Origin of the sequence: Streptomyces sp. 4N509B (assembly GCF_052245655.1) — a bacterium.
Lineage (GTDB): Bacteria > Actinomycetota > Actinomycetes > Streptomycetales > Streptomycetaceae > Streptomyces.
On record NZ_JBQQBZ010000010.1, the window covers coordinates 47,712 to 63,033 of the forward strand.

The 15,322-nt window shown below is 75.4% G+C and carries 13 protein-coding genes and 1 pseudogene; 7 read left to right on the forward strand and 7 right to left on the reverse strand.

The annotated features are described in order from the left end of the window. Positions 1 to 185 precede the first annotated feature (185 nt). Positions 186 to 1,481 (reverse strand): glycoside hydrolase family 18 protein, encoded by a 1,296-nt coding sequence (locus ACTWP5_RS12585; RefSeq protein ID WP_443220960.1) that lies wholly within the window; start codon positions 1,479 to 1,481, stop codon positions 186 to 188. A 292-nt stretch (positions 1,482 to 1,773) separates the two neighbouring features. Between ACTWP5_RS12585 and ACTWP5_RS12590 the strand changes: the two genes are divergently transcribed. After that, positions 1,774 to 2,265 carry a hypothetical protein gene (locus ACTWP5_RS12590; protein ID WP_443220961.1) on the forward strand — a complete coding sequence of 164 codons (492 nt, stop codon included), beginning with the start codon at positions 1,774 to 1,776 and terminating at the stop codon, positions 2,263 to 2,265. Positions 2,266 to 2,736: 471 nt separating this feature from the next. Here ACTWP5_RS12590 and ACTWP5_RS12595 read toward each other — a convergent pair whose 3' ends face one another. From ACTWP5_RS12595 to ACTWP5_RS12605, 3 genes are all read right to left on the reverse strand, one after another. Then, positions 2,737 to 3,474 (reverse strand): SAM-dependent methyltransferase, encoded by a 738-nt coding sequence (locus tag ACTWP5_RS12595; protein ID WP_443220962.1) that lies wholly within the window; start codon positions 3,472 to 3,474, stop codon positions 2,737 to 2,739. 157 nt (positions 3,475 to 3,631) lie between these two features. Next, positions 3,632 to 3,862, reverse strand: coding sequence for a hypothetical protein (locus tag ACTWP5_RS12600; RefSeq protein WP_443220963.1), 231 nt, complete (start codon positions 3,860 to 3,862; stop codon positions 3,632 to 3,634). Positions 3,863 to 4,034: 172 nt separating this feature from the next. Next, entirely contained in the window at positions 4,035 to 4,409 is a 375-nt protein-coding gene (locus tag ACTWP5_RS12605) for a hypothetical protein (protein ID WP_443220964.1), read from the reverse strand. A gap of 214 nt (positions 4,410 to 4,623) precedes the next feature. On the opposite strand from ACTWP5_RS12605, the gene ACTWP5_RS12610 reads away from it, so the two are divergent. From ACTWP5_RS12610 to fxsA, 5 genes are all read left to right on the forward strand, one after another. Further along, entirely contained in the window at positions 4,624 to 5,064 is a 441-nt protein-coding gene (locus ACTWP5_RS12610; protein WP_443220965.1) for an Lrp/AsnC family transcriptional regulator, read from the forward strand. Between the two features lie 29 nt (positions 5,065 to 5,093). Continuing rightward, positions 5,094 to 6,836, forward strand: a complete 1,743-nt coding sequence (locus tag ACTWP5_RS12615; protein WP_443220966.1) for an amidohydrolase — start codon at positions 5,094 to 5,096, stop codon at positions 6,834 to 6,836. 544 nt (positions 6,837 to 7,380) lie between these two features. Next, positions 7,381 to 9,045 carry an apolipoprotein N-acyltransferase gene (lnt, locus tag ACTWP5_RS12620; RefSeq protein ID WP_443220967.1) on the forward strand — a complete coding sequence of 555 codons (1,665 nt, stop codon included), beginning with the start codon at positions 7,381 to 7,383 and terminating at the stop codon, positions 9,043 to 9,045. Then, the gene (locus ACTWP5_RS12625; protein ID WP_443220968.1) at positions 9,042 to 9,833 is read left to right on the forward strand and encodes a polyprenol monophosphomannose synthase; all 792 of its coding nucleotides are present in this window, start codon (positions 9,042 to 9,044) and stop codon (positions 9,831 to 9,833) included. Before lnt ends, ACTWP5_RS12625 begins: the two co-directional genes overlap by 4 nt. A 3-nt stretch (positions 9,834 to 9,836) precedes the next feature. Next, positions 9,837 to 10,442 carry an FxsA family membrane protein gene (gene fxsA, locus ACTWP5_RS12630; RefSeq protein ID WP_443220969.1) on the forward strand — a complete coding sequence of 202 codons (606 nt, stop codon included), beginning with the start codon at positions 9,837 to 9,839 and terminating at the stop codon, positions 10,440 to 10,442. 142 nt (positions 10,443 to 10,584) lie between these two features. Here the strand turns inward: fxsA and ACTWP5_RS12635 are convergent, their stop codons facing one another. Next, positions 10,585 to 10,959, reverse strand: coding sequence for an RNA polymerase-binding protein RbpA (locus tag ACTWP5_RS12635; protein WP_443220970.1), 375 nt, complete (start codon positions 10,957 to 10,959; stop codon positions 10,585 to 10,587). A gap of 229 nt (positions 10,960 to 11,188) precedes the next feature. Beyond that, entirely contained in the window at positions 11,189 to 11,833 is a 645-nt protein-coding gene (gene yczE / locus ACTWP5_RS12640) for a membrane protein YczE (RefSeq protein ID WP_443220971.1), read from the reverse strand. Positions 11,834 to 11,941: 108 nt separating this feature from the next. Between yczE and yczR the strand changes: the two genes are divergently transcribed. Further along, entirely contained in the window at positions 11,942 to 13,447 is a 1,506-nt protein-coding gene (gene yczR, locus ACTWP5_RS12645; protein ID WP_443220972.1) for a MocR-like transcription factor YczR, read from the forward strand. An 18-nt stretch (positions 13,448 to 13,465) separates the two neighbouring features. Here yczR and ACTWP5_RS12650 read toward each other — a convergent pair. Continuing rightward, a pseudogene (locus ACTWP5_RS12650) lies at positions 13,466 to 15,187 on the reverse strand (bifunctional 3'-5' exonuclease/DNA polymerase); the annotation flags it as partial. Positions 15,188 to 15,322: the final 135 nt, after the last annotated feature.

Consider the following 15,322-nt stretch of genomic DNA (forward strand, 5'->3'; position numbering starts at 1 on the left):
CGTGTCGCCCCGTCCACGGCATCCCCCTGGTCTGTCCCCCGGCCTCACGGTCGTGGTGCCTCACGGTGTGGCGGCCTCACGGTCCCGTGGCCGCGGTCCTGCCGATCATGACGCCACGCGCCCCGGACCGGTTGCGGGTCCGGGGCGCGAACCGCCCCCGCCCGCGGGCGGGGGCGGGACCGTGCTCAGGTCAGTCCGGCACGGATGGCGCTGATCAGCTGACCATCGGGTGTGTCTCCGGAGAACTCCCAGAAGAACGCGCCGCCCAGGCCCTGCTGGGTGGCGTACGCCATCTTCCCGGCGATGGTCTCCGGCGTGTCGTAGCTCCACCACTCCTGCCCGCAGTGGGCGTAGGCGGTCCCGGCCACGGTGCCGGTGGCCGGGCAACGCTGGGCCAGCACCTCGTAGTCGTCGATGCCGGCCTCGTACCGGCCGGGCGCCGCCCCGGTGGCGGTGCCGCCGGGCGCGCTCTGCGTGACGCCGGTCCAGCCGCGGCCGTAGAAGCCGATGCCGAGCAGCAGCTTGTCGGCCGGGACGCCCTGCTCGGTGAGCCGGGTGATGGCCGCCTCGCTGGTGAAGCCCTGCTGCGGTAGGCCCTCGTAGGAGGTCAGCGGCGAGTGCGGGGCGGTCGGCCCGTCCGCGTCGAACGCGCCGAAGAAGTCGTACGTCATCACCGCCAGGTAGTCGGCGTGCTCGGCGCCCGCCGCGTAGTCGGCGGCGTCGATCTTGCCGCCCTCGGAGGCGTCGGCCGTGATGGCGGCGGTGACCAGCTGGTCGCCGAAGACGTCACGGAAGGCGCTCATCATCTCGCCGAAGACGGCCGGTCCGCTGCTGTCGCAGGACAGGCCGCAGGCGTTGGGGTACTCCCAGTCCAGGTCGATGCCGTCGAAGACGCCCTCCCAGCGGGGGTCGTTGACCAGCTCGTAGCAGGACCGCGCGAACGCCTGGGGGTCCTGCATGGCCTCGCCGAAGCCGCCGGACCAGCTCCAGCCGCCGAAGGACCAGAGCACCTGGATGTCGGGGTGGAGCTCCTTGAGCTGGCGGAGCTGGTTGAAGTTGCCGCGCAGCGCGCCGGTGTCCCAGGAGTCGGCCTCGCCGCTGACGCTCTCCTCGGCGCTGTAGAACCGGTCGTAGGCGGCGTAGGAGTCGCCGATGGTGCACTCGCCGTTCTGCACGTTGCCGAAGGCGTAGTTGATGTGGGTGAGGTCCTCGGCGGAGCCGGAGTCCACGATGTCCTTGACGTGGTAACCCCGGTCGTAGACGCCCCACTCGGCGAAGTACCCGAGCGTCACGGGTCCGGCCTGGGAGGGGGAGACGACGGCCGCCGGGCGGGCGGTGTCCGGTTCGTCCTCGGCCGGGAGGGCGGAGGCCGAGGCGGCGGTGACGGCCAGCAGGCCGGCCACCGGAAGGAGGGCCAGGCAGGCGATCGCGATGATCCCGCGCCTGGCGTTGTGGAGGGCTCGTCGTGCGGGACTGCTCATGGGCACTCCTCGGCTCAGTCCGGCCCGCCGGGTGCGCGGCCGGACAGGTGGGGGTTCGAGTTCGAGTACGAGCACCCGGAGCGTAGAAAGGTCTGGACCACTGGTCAAGAGGTCTGGACCAGATGCGAGTTGTCGGACCGTCGGTCCGTCGCGCGGCACGCACCCCACGGCATCCGCGGCGGCGAACCCGTGAACGCGCGGCCTCCGTCCCGGTTCCCGTCGGCCCGGCGCGCGCTACGCTCTCGCCGAGGTGGGCGGGGGCAGCCCAGCTTCGAGGAAGGACGATCCGACCATGAGCCGCACCCCCACCCGTTCCGCGCTGCGCGCCGCCACGGTCGCTGCCGTGGCCCTCGGCACGCTCGCCGTGCCGGCGACGGCCCTCGCCGAACACCCGGACCACCTGGTCGACTTCGCCGCCGACACCGGCGACGGCTGCCTGATGGGCAGCACCGGGGGCACCCTGACCCGGCCGGCCCGGCACGAGCCCGGCCGGCTCGTCGTCGAGGTGACGGGCACGGTCACCGACGGCAGCCCGTTCTGCGAGTTCGTACGCGACGACGAGATGTACGCGGTCGCGTCGTTCGCCGCGTACACCGGCGACCGGCTCGTGGACCAGGCGGCGGCGTACGCCGACAACGGCACCGAACCCGTCGCGGCCACCCTCGTCGCCGCCGACGACGGCCCCGTCGAGCGGGTCGTCGTCCAGGTCTGCCGCTACCTGGTCGGCAGCGGCCCCGCGACCGCGCCCGGCACCTGCGGCGAGCCTCGGACGTACCGTCCCTGACGGCTGTCCCGTCCTGCCCGGCGGGCTCGCGGCGTCCTGCGTCTCCCTCCCCAGACCCCTCGGCGTCCGGGCGGTGCCCAACGCCGCGTTGTCCTCGGTCACCAGCCCGCATGGCTGGCCTCCCTCCTCCGCCGTGCCGGCGAAGTCCCAGGGACGCGGCTCCCCGAGCCACCGGGGATGACGGGACAGCCCTCAGGGGTGCTGTCCGGCGGATCACGCCAGGCCCGCGGCACCTGGCGGCGCGCCTCCCGGCGTTGGCAGGCTCGCTCACCCTGGTGCGCGGCGCGGGAGGCGCCCCCCACCGCTTCGCGGTACCTCCGGTCCCCGGAGGGGACGGGGGAGTACGGCACCCAGGCGACGCGGCCTCATCCGGCACGCGGCACGGGGTGAGGGGGAGGACCGGCCGGCGGGAGTGCGGGGCCAGCCCGCGGTCGAGCTCAGCTCCTGGGCGAACTCGGCCCGTTGGCGCGTTCAGCCCTTGGTCGGACGCAGGACGAGGCAGACGAAGCCCAGCACGTCCCGGTAGACGCGCAGCCACTCCTCCCGGTGTGTGGTGGCCGCCTGGAGCACCTGGCCGGCGTCGGGATCCTCGGGGTGGTCAAGGGCCCACGTGGCCAGCGACCCCGTCCAGGACCACTCGTAGTCGTCGAGCTCCTGACGGGTGCTGACGTGCCCCTGGACGGGGGTCCACCCCTCGGCGACGACGCGGTCCACCGTCGTGGGCAGGTCGGCGAGGTCGCCCAGCATCTCGACGGCCTCGGGGGAGGGGGTGCCGTCCCAGAAACCGTCACCCACCAGGACGCGCCCTCCGGGAGCCATGTGCTCGCGTGCCGCCGCGAGGGCGGGGAGAAGGCCGCCGAAGGCGTGCGTGGCGCCCACGCAGAGCACCAGGTCGAAGGCGTGGGAGCCGGCGAACGTGGTGGCGTCCTGGTGGTGGAGGGTCAGACGGTCCTCGACGCCGAGCCGTCGCGCGGTCCGGCGCGCGTGGGCCAGGGCGCCCTCGGAGACGTCGACGCCCTCGGCCCGCAGCCGCGGACGCGCGGTGAGGGCCCGCACGAGCCACTCGCCGCCGCCGCAGCCGAGGTCGAGCACCCGCTCGTCACCGCGGGGGAGACCGTCCGCCAGCAGCCGACGCACCGCGTCGTCGTCGAGCGGGGCCGCGATCGGGTGATCGGCATGAGCACGCTGGGAGATCTCTTCACGGTTCATCCGGCGGAGCCTGACACGCCCGTGGTCGGCGCGCATCCGAATTCCGGGCGCGAAGCTCCCGCCGCCGGGCGGGGCGGCGGTCCGGGGTTCGGCGTCCGGCACACTGCCGGGCAGGCTTTCGGGACGCTACCGCGAAGGCTGCCGGGATTCGGGACGGTCAGCGGTTCTCGGCGTCCCGCACCTCGTCGACGAAGGCGTTGGCCGACGCCCCCTCGTCCACGAGGTCGGGCACCAGGTCGAGCGAGCTGAGGAGGGCCGATCCCCGGCCCTGCGTCCGGTGCCACCGCTCGGCGACGGCCTGCTGCTTGTCGGGCGGCTGGCTTTCGAGCCACTGCCGGTTCTCCGGGCTGAGCTGCCGGAGGAAGTGGGCGAGCAGATCAGTGGCCATGGCGGTCAACCTCGCAGGGACACGGTGGGCGCGTCGGGTGATGACTCGTACCATTCTGCGCCAGTGCGCGCGAAACGCCCGAAGAGCGCCCGCTGTGCGCGCGTCTCCCGCGGGCGGACGGGCCCTCCCCCGCGGCCCGAGCCCTCCGTGCGGGCGTGGGCGCCCGTCCGCCTCAGGCGGCCTGACGCACGCGACCCACGTCGGAGAACGGCTGGAGGCGCCAGTCGAGCCCCTCCGGCAGCGTGCGCCGCGTGGTCGCCTCGCCGCCGCGCTGCGCCGTGGCCACCGAGCGGATCCCCGCGCCGTCGCCGACGACGCGACCCGAACCGGCGCAGACGGTCAGCCCGAAGGGGTCCCACCGCGTCGGGCACAGCGCGTGGATCGGCAGCGGCTCGTCGACGTCCGCGCACGCGATCGGCTGCGCGCAGTCGGGGCAGGTGATCCGGACCAACTCGGCGTCGCCGTCCGTGGCCGCCTCCGCATCCCACTCCTCGTCGACCTCGCCCCCCGCGGGCCCGGCGTGGCGTTCGTGCTTCACGGTGCGCATGAGCATTCCCCCTCTTCACGTGCGGTGGTCCTGGCCCAAGCCAAGCATTTCCCGCTGGTCATGACGCGTAATCGCGGGCCTCCGGCCGACACCGCGGTCGATCTGTGGCGTTCGTCACAGAACTGTTGTCAAAACGTTCCCCACCCGTGCGCCCCGCGCGCCGCGACGCGCACGACACGCGGCGCGGGCGCCGTCTGCCGGTAGGTTACGGACCGTGGAGGAACTGGATCGGCGCATCGTGGAGTTGCTCGTCAGGGACGGGCGTATGAGCTACACCGACCTGGGCAGGGCCACCGGCCTGTCCACCTCGGCCGTCCACCAGCGCGTGCGCCGTCTCGAACAGCGTGGCGTCATCCGGGGCTACGCCGCGATCGTCGACCCCGAGGCGGTGGGCCTGTCGATGACCGCCTTCATCTCGGTCAAACCCTTCGACCCCAGCGCCCCCGACGACATCGCCGACCGGCTCGCAGACGTCGCGGAGATCGAGGCGTGCCACTCCGTGGCCGGCGACGAGAACTACATCCTGAAGGTCCGGGTGGCGACCCCGGCCGAGCTGGAGCACCTGCTGGCCCGCATCCGCTCCCGGGCCGGCGTCTCCACCCGCACCACGGTCGTCCTCTCCACGCCCTACGAGTCCCGCCCGCCCCGCGTCTGAGACGGGGGCGCCGACGGAAGACTGACCGCATGACCACGACCGACTCCCACGCCGACCGTCCCGACCCCTCCGACCGTCCCGACTCCCCGGGCCGCGCCGGCCCTTCCGGCCGCCCCGCCGCGGGGGCCGCACCGCGTGCGCGCACCGTGCTGCTGCGACGCGGCCGGATCCACAGCCCGGTCGACCCCGCCGCCACCGCGATGGCCGTGACGGGGGACCGCGTCACCTGGGTCGGCTCCGAGGCGGCGGCCGACGCCCTGGCCGCCACGGCCGACGAGGTCGTGGACCTCGACGGAGCCTTCGTCACCCCAGCCTTCACAGACGCACACGTGCACATCACGATGACGGGCTTCGCGCTGACCGGCCTCGACCTCGCCGGGACCGCCTCGCTCGCCGAGGCGCTGACCGCCGTCCGTCGGTACGCCGCCGCCCGCCCCGGGGACAGGGTCCTCCTCGGGCGCGGCTGGGACCCCACCGACTGGCCGGAGCACCGTCCCCCCACCCGCGCCGAACTCGACGCCGCCACCGGCGGCCGCCCGCTGTGCCTGGCGCGTGTCGACGGCCACTCCGCCCTCGCGACCACGGCGCTTCTGGACCTGGTGCCGGGCGTGACCGCGCTGCCCGGGTACCACGCCGACGCCCCGCTGACGGGCGCCGCCCACGACGCCGTGCGCCGCGCCGCGGACGCCGCCGTCGGCGCCGCCCAGCGCACCGAGGCGCAGCGGGTCGCGCTCCGCCGGGCGGCGGCCCTCGGCATCGGCTCGGTGCACGAGTGCGGCGGGCCCGGCACCTCCAGCGAGGAGGACTTCGCCGGCCTGCTGGCCCTGGCCGCCCGCGAGCACCTCCCGCGCGTCGTCGGCTACTGGGGCGAACTCGTCACACGAGCGAAGGACGCCGAGCGGATCAGGGAGCTCGGCGCGGCCGGCGCCGCGGGCGACCTCTGCGCCGACGGCTCCCTCGGCTCCCGCACCGCCCACCTGCGCGCCCCCTACGCCGACGCCACGGGCCCGCACGAGGTGGGCACCGCGCGGCTGGGAGCCGACGAGATCGCCGCCCACGTCGCCGCCTGCACCGAGGCGGGCCTCCAGGCCGGCTTCCACGCCATCGGCGACGCCGCCCTCGACGCCGTCGTGGCGGGCGTGCGCGCCGCCGCCGGGCGGCTCGGCCCGGCACGGGTCCGCGCCCGGCGCCACCGGGTGGAACACGCCGAGATGCTCGACCAGGCCGGGGTGGACGCCTTCGCCGAGTTCGCCCTCACCGCCTCGGTCCAGCCCGCCTTCGACGCCGCCTGGGGTGGCGACGCCGGCATGTACGCCGAGCGCCTCGGCGCCGAGCGAGCCCGTGGCCTCAACCCGTTCGCCGCGTTGCTGCGGGCCGGCGTGCCCCTCGCGCTCGGCTCCGACGCGCCCGTCACCCCCCTCGACCCCTGGGGCGGCGTGCGCGCGGCCGCCTTCCACCACGTCCCCGAGCACCGCGTCTCGGTCCGCGCCGCCTTCGCCGCCCACACCCGCGGCGGCTGGCGCGCCGTCGGCCGCGACGACGGCGGCGTCCTGGCACCCGGCGCGCCCGCCGACTACGCGCTGTGGCAGGCCGACGAACTCGTCGTGGAGGCCCCCGACGACCGGATCGCCCGCTGGTCCACCGACCCACGGTCGGGCGTGCCCGGCCTGCCCTCGCTGCGCCCGGACGCCGAACCGCCCCGCTGCCTGCGCACGGTGGTCGCGGGACGGACGGTCTTCGACACCCTCGGGGGTGACGGGCCGACCGGCTGAACGAGTGACGTGACCGGGGGCGATACCGCCGAACGACGTGTGCTGCACCCCGTCAGGTGCCGGCCGCCCGTCGCACTGACCTGCTTCTTTGACGAGGATCTCCAGGTCAGAAGGCTGTTGACAGCCCGTGGTCGTCGGCGGGTAGGTTCTGCCGGGTCCACCACCGGAACGTTCGGCCGGCGCTTCCTCCGCGCAGTCGTCGAACGCCGCTGGGCCAGAGTGCGGCCCGCCTCGCTGCGCGTCGCCACCGTTCAGCCAGGTCCAGTGCCTGCGGCACGGGGGCGGAAGGCTTCGTCCGGCCGACTGGTGCGACCCGGGCGGGGCCCGGAGCTCAACAGACAACGGCCTTCGGCAGACCCGCAGCCAGCGGGTCCCAGGTCGGCCCGAAGAGCGCCGGGCCCCGACCGGCTGGCCGGCGGCCCGCCCGCCGTGCCCCGCGGCGGGGCCCACACGTGATCCGGTACGCGTCGCCCGAGTGCGGTCGAACGCGCACGGCGCGGTACGGTCGGTGCATCATCGCCCGCTTCGCAGGGAGGCCACCACCGTGCCATCGGGCCCCGAGACGACCACCGTGGACGCCGAGGACGGCACCGACGCCGCGCCTGAGCCCGCCGTGCCCCCGCCCGCCCCCGGCACGGCGGCGCGCCGCCCGGGTCGCGCACGGCGCCTGCTCGCCGCGGGCCGCCGGCACGGGCGCGCCACGGCCGTGGCGGTCGCCGCCGGCCTCGTGTTGACCCTGGCCTTCCCGCCCTACGGCCTGTGGCCGCTGTCGATCGTGGCCGTGGTCGTGCTGTCCCTGCTGACCCACGGCCGCACGGCCCGGCAGGGCGCCTGGCTCGGCTTCGCCATGGCTATGCCGTTCTTCGTCACGCTCCTGCGGTGGCTGCACGTCATCGGCTGGGACGCCGTCGTGGGCCTGTCCCTCATCGAGGCGCTGTTCTTCGTGCCCCTGGGTGCCGGGCTCGCCGTCACCTCGCGGCTGCCGGCCTGGCCGCTGTGGGCCGCGTGCCTGTGGGTCGCCGAGGAGTGGGCGCGCGACCGCGTGCCGCTCGGCGGCTTCCCCTGGGGGCGCCTCGCGTTCGCCAACACCAGCACCCCGTTCACGCCGCTCGCGGCGCTGGGCGGCGCGCCCCTGGTCACCTTCGCCGTGGCCCTGACCGGCGCCCTGCTGGCCTTCGTGATCCTGCGGGCCGTGGCCCTGCGGGCTCAGCCACGCACCCGCGCGGCCCTGCTGCCCGCCGCCGGCGCCGTCGCCCTGGCCGCCGCCACCACCTCGGTCGGCTTCGCCGTCCCCGTGCCCACCGACGCCGCCGACACCGTCTCCATCGCCGTCGTCCAGGGCAACGTGCAACGGCCCGGCATGGACTTCCTGGGCCGCCGGATGCAGATCCTCAACAACCACGTCGAGGCCACCCTCGACCTGGCCGAGGACGTCGCCGCCGGCCGCGCCGAGGCGCCCGACCTCGTCCTGTGGCCGGAGAACGCCTCCGACCTCGACCCGTACACCGAGCCCGAGGCGCGCGCCGTCATCGACCAGGCGGCGGACGCCGTCGGCGTCCCCATACTCGTCGGCGCCCTCGTGGACCACCCCACCCGAGAGGGCTACGTCTTCAACCAGGGCATCGTCTGGGACCCCGAGACCGGTCCCGGCGACACCTACACCAAGCAGCACCCGGTGCCGTTCGGCGAGTACGTGCCCTTCCGCGAGCAGCTGAGCGCCGTCATCAGCCGCCTGGAGCGCGTCCCGCGCGACTTCTACCCCGGCGAGGAGCCGGGCGTGCTGGACGTCGGCCCCGCCCGGCTCGGCGACGTCATCTGCTTCGAGGTGGCCTACGACGGCATCGTGCGCGACACCGTCAACGCCGGCGCCCGCGCCCTGGTGGTGCAGACGAACAACGCCACCTACGGCCGCACCGGCCAGCCCGAGCAGCAGCTGGCCATGTCCCAGCTGCGCGCCGTCGAGCACGGCCGGGCCGTCGTCACCGTGGCCACCAGCGGGATCAGCGCGATCGTCGCCCCCGACGGCACCATCGAACAGCGGACCGAGGAGTTCACCCAGGACGTGCTCACCGCCGAGCTGCCGCTGCGCGACGACATCACCGTCGCCGACCGGGTCGGCGCCGCTCCGGAGTGGGCGCTGGCCGGCGGCGGCCTCGTGGCCTGGGCCTTCGTGGTGGTGCGCGCCCGGCTCAGCAGGGAGCGGGCGTGAGGGACCCGGAACGGGACCCGGAACGGCCGGGTGACGCCCCGCCCGGCCCCGCCCTGGTGATCATCCCGACCTACAACGAGGCGGAGAACCTCCCGCCCCTCGTCAGCCGCCTGCGCCAGCGGGTCCCCGAGTGCGACGTCTTGGTCGCCGACGACAACAGCCCCGACGGCACCGGCAAGGTCGCCGAGGAGATCGCCTCGGCCGACGAGCGGGTCCACGTGCTGCACCGGCCGGGCAAGGAGGGACTGGGCGCGGCCTACCTGGCCGGCTTCGAGTGGGGCCTGGCCCGCGGCTACGGGGTGCTCGTCGAGATGGACGGCGACGGCTCCCACCAGCCGGAGGAGCTGCCACGGCTGCTGGACGCGCTGCGCGGCGCCGACGTCGTCCTCGGCTCCCGCTGGGTGCGGGGCGGCAGGATCGTGCACTGGCCGAGGTACCGCGAGCTGCTGTCGCGCGGCGGCAGCGCGTACGCCCGCCTCCTGCTGGGCCTGCCGATCCGGGACGTGACCGGCGGGTTCAGGGCGTTCCGTGCCCACGTGCTGGCCGACGGTCTGCTGACGGACGTGGCCTCCCAGGGGTACTGCTTCCAGGTCGACCTCGCCCACCGCGCCGTCCGCGCCGGGCACCGCGTCGTCGAGGTGCCGATCACCTTCGTGGAGCGCACCCACGGCGACAGCAAGATGAGCAGGGACATCGTCGTCGAGGCGCTGTGGCGGGTCACGGCGTGGGGGATCGCCGCGCGGCTGCGACAGGCCCGTCGCGTACTCGGCGGCTCCAGGCACACTTGAGACATGAGCACCGGCACGCCGAACCCGTATCTCGCGCAGGGACCCCGGGGAGCCGGGGGCACGCGCCCCACCGGCCCGCCCCGGCGCCGCCGCCGGGCCCTGCTGCCGCTGCTCGTCGCGGCCTGGGCCCTGCTGGAGATCTGGCTCCTGACGCTGGTCGGCCAGGCCGCCGGCGGGCTGACCGTCTTCCTGCTGGTGGTGGGCGGCCTCGTGGTGGGGGCCGGCGTCGTCCGCTGGGCCGGCCGCCGCGCCTGGCTCCGCTGGGCCGCGCGCGTGCGCGCCCGGCCGGGGCAGGGGCAGGACGAGGGCTCGCCGGAGCCGGCGGAGACGGCCGCCGCCTCCCGCGGTGGCGGCAACGGGCTGACCATGCTCGGTGGCCTGCTGCTGATGCTGCCCGGCCTCGGCTCCGACGTCCTCGGGCTGCTGTGTCTGCTGCCGCCCACGCGCGCGCTGCTGCGCCGCGCCGCCGTGCGGTACGTGCACAGCTCTCGTGGCCCCCTGGGCTCGCTGGTGAACGAGCTCAGGCGCGCGGAGGAGCAGCGCAGGATTCGACGGCACGACGGCACGGTGGTCCAGGGCGAGGTCGTCCCCGAGGACGACGACGCCTGACGCGCGGATCCCCGAGGTGGACACCCGGAGCGCCGGTGTGCCCGCGCGCCGACGCGACGGGCCCCACGGAGGGCCGCCGCGCGGCGCGCGGAAAGGGGCCAGGCCGCCGCTGACGGCCTGGCCCCCTCATGACGCGCGGCGGCTACGCCGACTTACGGCTGTCCCTCGGGTGGACCGCGAGGTTCATGGCACCGGAGCGCAGGACCGCAAGCCGCTCGGCGAGGACCTCCTCAAGCTCCTCGCGCGTGCGGCGCTCCATGAGCATGTCCCAGTGTGTCCGGGCGGGCTTGGCCTTCTTCTCCTCGGGGCCCTCCCCGTCCACCAGCAGCGCCTGGGCGCCGCAGACCTTGCACTCCCACTCCGGCGGAATCTCGGCCTCCACCGAGAACGGCATCTCGAACCGGTGCCCATTCCGGCATGCGTACTCCACCGCCTGTCGCGGCGCCAGGTCGATGCCTCGGTCCGTCTCGTAGCTGGTCACCACGAGCCGCGTGCCGCGCAGAGCTCGCTCACTCATGAATCGTGCCTCCCGGGCTGGTCGCCCACAGGACAGGTGTCACTGTCGTCATCGCTTGAGTCAACGTCCGGTCGGCGATGAAGATTCCCGCAGGGGTCATGCGTCGCCCGTCGTACCGCCCTTCTTGTACCCGCCGGGGTCCGGTTTGTCACATCTGGCAGGAGATGTCACCCGGGGTTCGCACAGGATAACCGTGCGGTGATGCTGTCCGGCGCGCCGGACGCGTAGGTTACCCCCTCGCGGCCCGTGGCCGAAATCCGGCCCAGCGTCCCCCGCTCTCCTCCGGTATCGCGAACACACCGAGGAACACCTGCGCGAGCGGGCCGATCGCCAGGGCGTACAGCACCGTGCCGACGCCGACGGTGCCTCCCAGCAGGAACCCGACGGCAAGCACCGTCAGTTCGATACCGGTGCGCACCCGGCGCACCGAGGCCCCCGTCACCCGATGGAGCGCCGTCATGAGCCCGTCCCGCGGACCGGGCCCGAAGCGCGCCGAGATGTACATGCCCGTCGCGACGCCGTTGAGCACCACGGCCGCCGCCAGCAGGGGGAGCTGCGCCACGAGCCCGTGGACCGGCCCCGTCACCGCCAGCGTGGCGTCCATCGCCACGCCGATCAGCACCACGTTGGAGACCGTTCCCAGGCCCGGGCGCTCCCGCAGCGGGATCCACAGCAGCAGCACCGCCGCGCCCGTGAGGATGACGACCGTGCCGATGGACAGGCCGGTCAGCTCGGAGACGCCCTGGTGGAAGACGTCCCACGGATCGAGCCCGAGCCCGGCGCGGACCATGAGCGCGGCGCTGACGCCGTAGAGCACGAGGCCCCCGTACAACTGCACCAGGCGGCGTGGCAACCGCCTGACGTGGTGCTCCATCGAGCATTCCTCCTCGGCCGTGGTGGCGCGACTGGCATGACGGATGACACGATGTGGCCTGAATGGTCGGCCCGACCATGGCCAATCGCGGAGAAGTGGACTGATGGCATGCCCGAGTGGACCTCGACGGTGAGCGCGGCCCGGCTCGCCCGGCTGCTCGACTCCCAGGAGCTCGCCGACCACGGCACGGGCGGGCGCCGCCGCCCCGCCTACCGGGCGCTGGCCGACGGCGTCCGCCTGCTGGTGCTGGAGGGCCGCCTGGCCGTCGCCGCCCGGCTGCCCGCCGAACGGGAGCTCGCCACCGCGCTGGGAGTGAGCCGCACCACCGTCGCCGGGGCGTACGAGACCCTGCGGGCGGAGGGCTTCCTGGTCTCCCGGCGCGGCTCCGGCAGCTGGACCGCCATCCCCGCCGGACGCCCGCTGCCGGGACGCGGGCTGGAGCCCCTGCCGCCCGAGGCGGTCGAGTCCGTGATCGACCTCGGCTGTGCCGCGTTGCCCGCGCCCGAGCCCTGGCTGACACGGGCCGTTCAGGGCGCCCTGACCGAGCTGCCGCTGGCCGCCCGCACCCACGGCGACTTCCCGGCCGGGCTGCCGGCGCTCCGTCAGGTCCTGGCGGACCGGTACACCGCCCGTGGCGTCCCCACCATGCCGGAACAGATCATGGTCACCACGGGGGCCATGGGAGCGGTGGCGGCCATCTGCCGGCTGCTCGCCTCCGGCGGCGAGCGCGTGGCCGTCGAGCACCCCTCCTACGCCAACGTGTTGCAGCTGATGCGCGAGGCGGGCGCCCGCCTGGTGCCGGTGCCCATGGCGGACGGCCTGGCCGGCTGGGACCTCGCCGCCTGGCGCCGCGTGCTGGAGGTCGCCTCCCCCCGCATGGCCTACGTGGTCGCCGACTTCCACAACCCCACCGGGGCGCTGGCCAGCGAGAGCCAGCGGGGTGAGCTGGTCGCGGCGGCCCGCGCGGCCGGCGCGGTCCTGGTGGTGGACGAGACCATGGCCGACCTGGCCCTCGACCTCCCCCCCGGCGAGCGGCCACCCCGGCCGGTGTGCGCCTTCGACCGGGGCGGCTCCGGCGTCATCACGGTGGGGTCCGCCAGCAAGACGTTCTGGGCCGGGCTGCGCATCGGCTGGGTGCGTGCCGCCCCCGACCTGATCCGGCGCCTGGTCGCCGCCCGCGTCTCGGCCGACCTCGCGAGCCCGGTCCTCGAACAGCTGGCGGTGGCGTGGCTGATGGCCACCGGCGGCTGGGACGAGGCGATCGCCGGCCGCCGCGCCGCCGTCCGGGACAACCGCGCCGCCCTGGTGGCCGCGCTGACCCGGCAGCTCCCCGACTGGGACTTCCACGTCCCCTCGGGCGGCCTCACGCTCTGGGTGCGCACCGGGGGCCTGTCCGGCTCACGGATCGCCGACGTCGCGGAGCGGCTCGGCGTGCGGGTGCCCTCCGGACCCCGCTTCGGGCTCGACGGCGCGTTCGAGGGCTATCTGCGCATCCCGTTCACCGTGGACGCCGCGACCGCCGAGGAGGCGGTCTCCCGCCTGGCCACGGCCTCCCGCCTGGTCACCGAGGGTGGCGGGCACCTCCTCAGCGGACCCGTCGGCGCGATCGCCTGAGGGCCCGTCGGGCGCGTCCTTGGCGTCGGCGTAACACTCGACCACGGCGGTGGTGAAGGAGAAGCTCACGGGGGTCGGGCCGAACGCCAGGCGGCCGGCCTCCTCCCCGGCCGCGCCGACCGCCGTCACCACCGCTGCGGCCTCCTCGGCGGGGCAGTGCACGATCACCTCGTCGTGCTGGAAGAAGACCAGCTCCGCCCGCATGCCGCGCAGCCTGCCGCGCAGGGCGGCCAGCATCAGCAGCGCCCACTCGGCGGCGCTGCCCTGCACCACGAAGTTCCGCGTGAACCGCCCACGGGCCCGCGCCGCCGCGAGGCCGCGCGCAGCCCCGCGAGGGGCCTCCTCCTCCAGCGCCTGCCCGTCCGGCTCGCCGGCCCACGCGTCGCCCCCCGCGCCGTCCTCCGAGGCCCCGCCGGCGGCCGCCACGGGCGGGCAGGTGCGGCCGAGCCAGGTGCGCACCAGACGCCCCTGCTCGCCGGCGCGCGCCGCCTCGTCCACGTACGCCACGGCGGCGGGAAAACGCCGGCGCAGGAACGCCAGGTGGCGCAGCCCGTCGCCGGAGGTCTGGCCGTAGATCGCGCCGAGCAGCGCCAGCTTGGCGTGCGCCCGGTCCCCGGAGAAGCCCCGGTGCGCGAGCGCCGTGTACAGGTCCTCCGAGCCGCTGGCCGCCGCCATCAGCCCCCGGTCGCGCGAGATCGCCGCCAGCACCCGCGGCTCCAGCTGGTTCGCGTCGGCCACCACCAGCCGCCAGCCGGGGTCGGCCACCACCGCGCGGCGTATGACGCGGGGGATCTGCAGGGCGCCGCCCCCGTTGCTCGTCCAGCGGCCGGTGGGGGTGCCGCCGGGCAGGTACTCCGTGCGGAACCGACCCTCGCGCACCCAGGAACGCAGCCACGACCAGCCGTGCGCGGTGTGGATGCGGTAGAGCTTCTTGTACTCCAGCAGCGGCGCGACGGCCGGGTGGTCGACCTCCCGCAGCTCCCAGGAGCGCGTGGAGGTGAGCCTGACCCCGGCGCGGGCGAAGGCGCGGATGACCTCCGCCGGGAGGTCGGGCCGGACCACCACGCCCTGACCGAACGCGCGTGACACTTGCTCCGCCAGCTCGGCCAGCCGCCGCGGCTCGCCGCCCGCGTACCGCTCGCCCAGCAGACGGGTCAGCAGCTGCCGGTGGATGTCCGCCCGCCACGGCAGCCCGACGCGGGTGAGCTCGGCCGCCACCAGCGTCCCCGCCGACTCGGCCGCCGCCAGCAGCCGCAGCCGCCCGGGATGCTCGGCGGCCCGCGTCCGCGCCAGCTGCGCCGCGTGGACCGCGACGAGGGCGTCGAGCGGGTCGGCGTCCCCCGGCAGCGCGCCCGCGACCGTCTCGGCCGCGTCGAACAGGGACGGCTGCGCCGTGGCGGGCGCGGCGGGCGGCGGATCGGGAGGCACGGGCAGGCCGCGCAACCTCGCCCAGGCCGCGCCCAGCGACCGGGGCTCGCCGTACCGCCCCTCGTACCCCAGCAGCAGCGCCTCCGTGGCCTCCACGTCGTGGCAGCGGGCCACCGACACGCCCGCCCGCAGCAGCCGGGGATAGACCGCCGCGGTGGCACGCCACACCCAGCGCGAGACCCCGGGCCTCGCCCGCACCGCCTCGGCCAGGGAGGGGGCGTGCGCGGCCGGGCCGGCCGCGAGGCCGTGCTCGTCGAGCTCACAGACCCGGACCGAGCCGTCCGGATACTCCGCCAGCGCCCATCTGCCCATGGCGCGAGTCTGACAGCCACCACTGACAGCGCCCGGGAGAACGCGGCGGCAGGGCGGCTCCCGCTACTCCCGCGGGAGCAGCGGGATCGCCGCTGCCCGTACGACGACGGGGCCGGCCCGCTCCAGCAGCCTGGG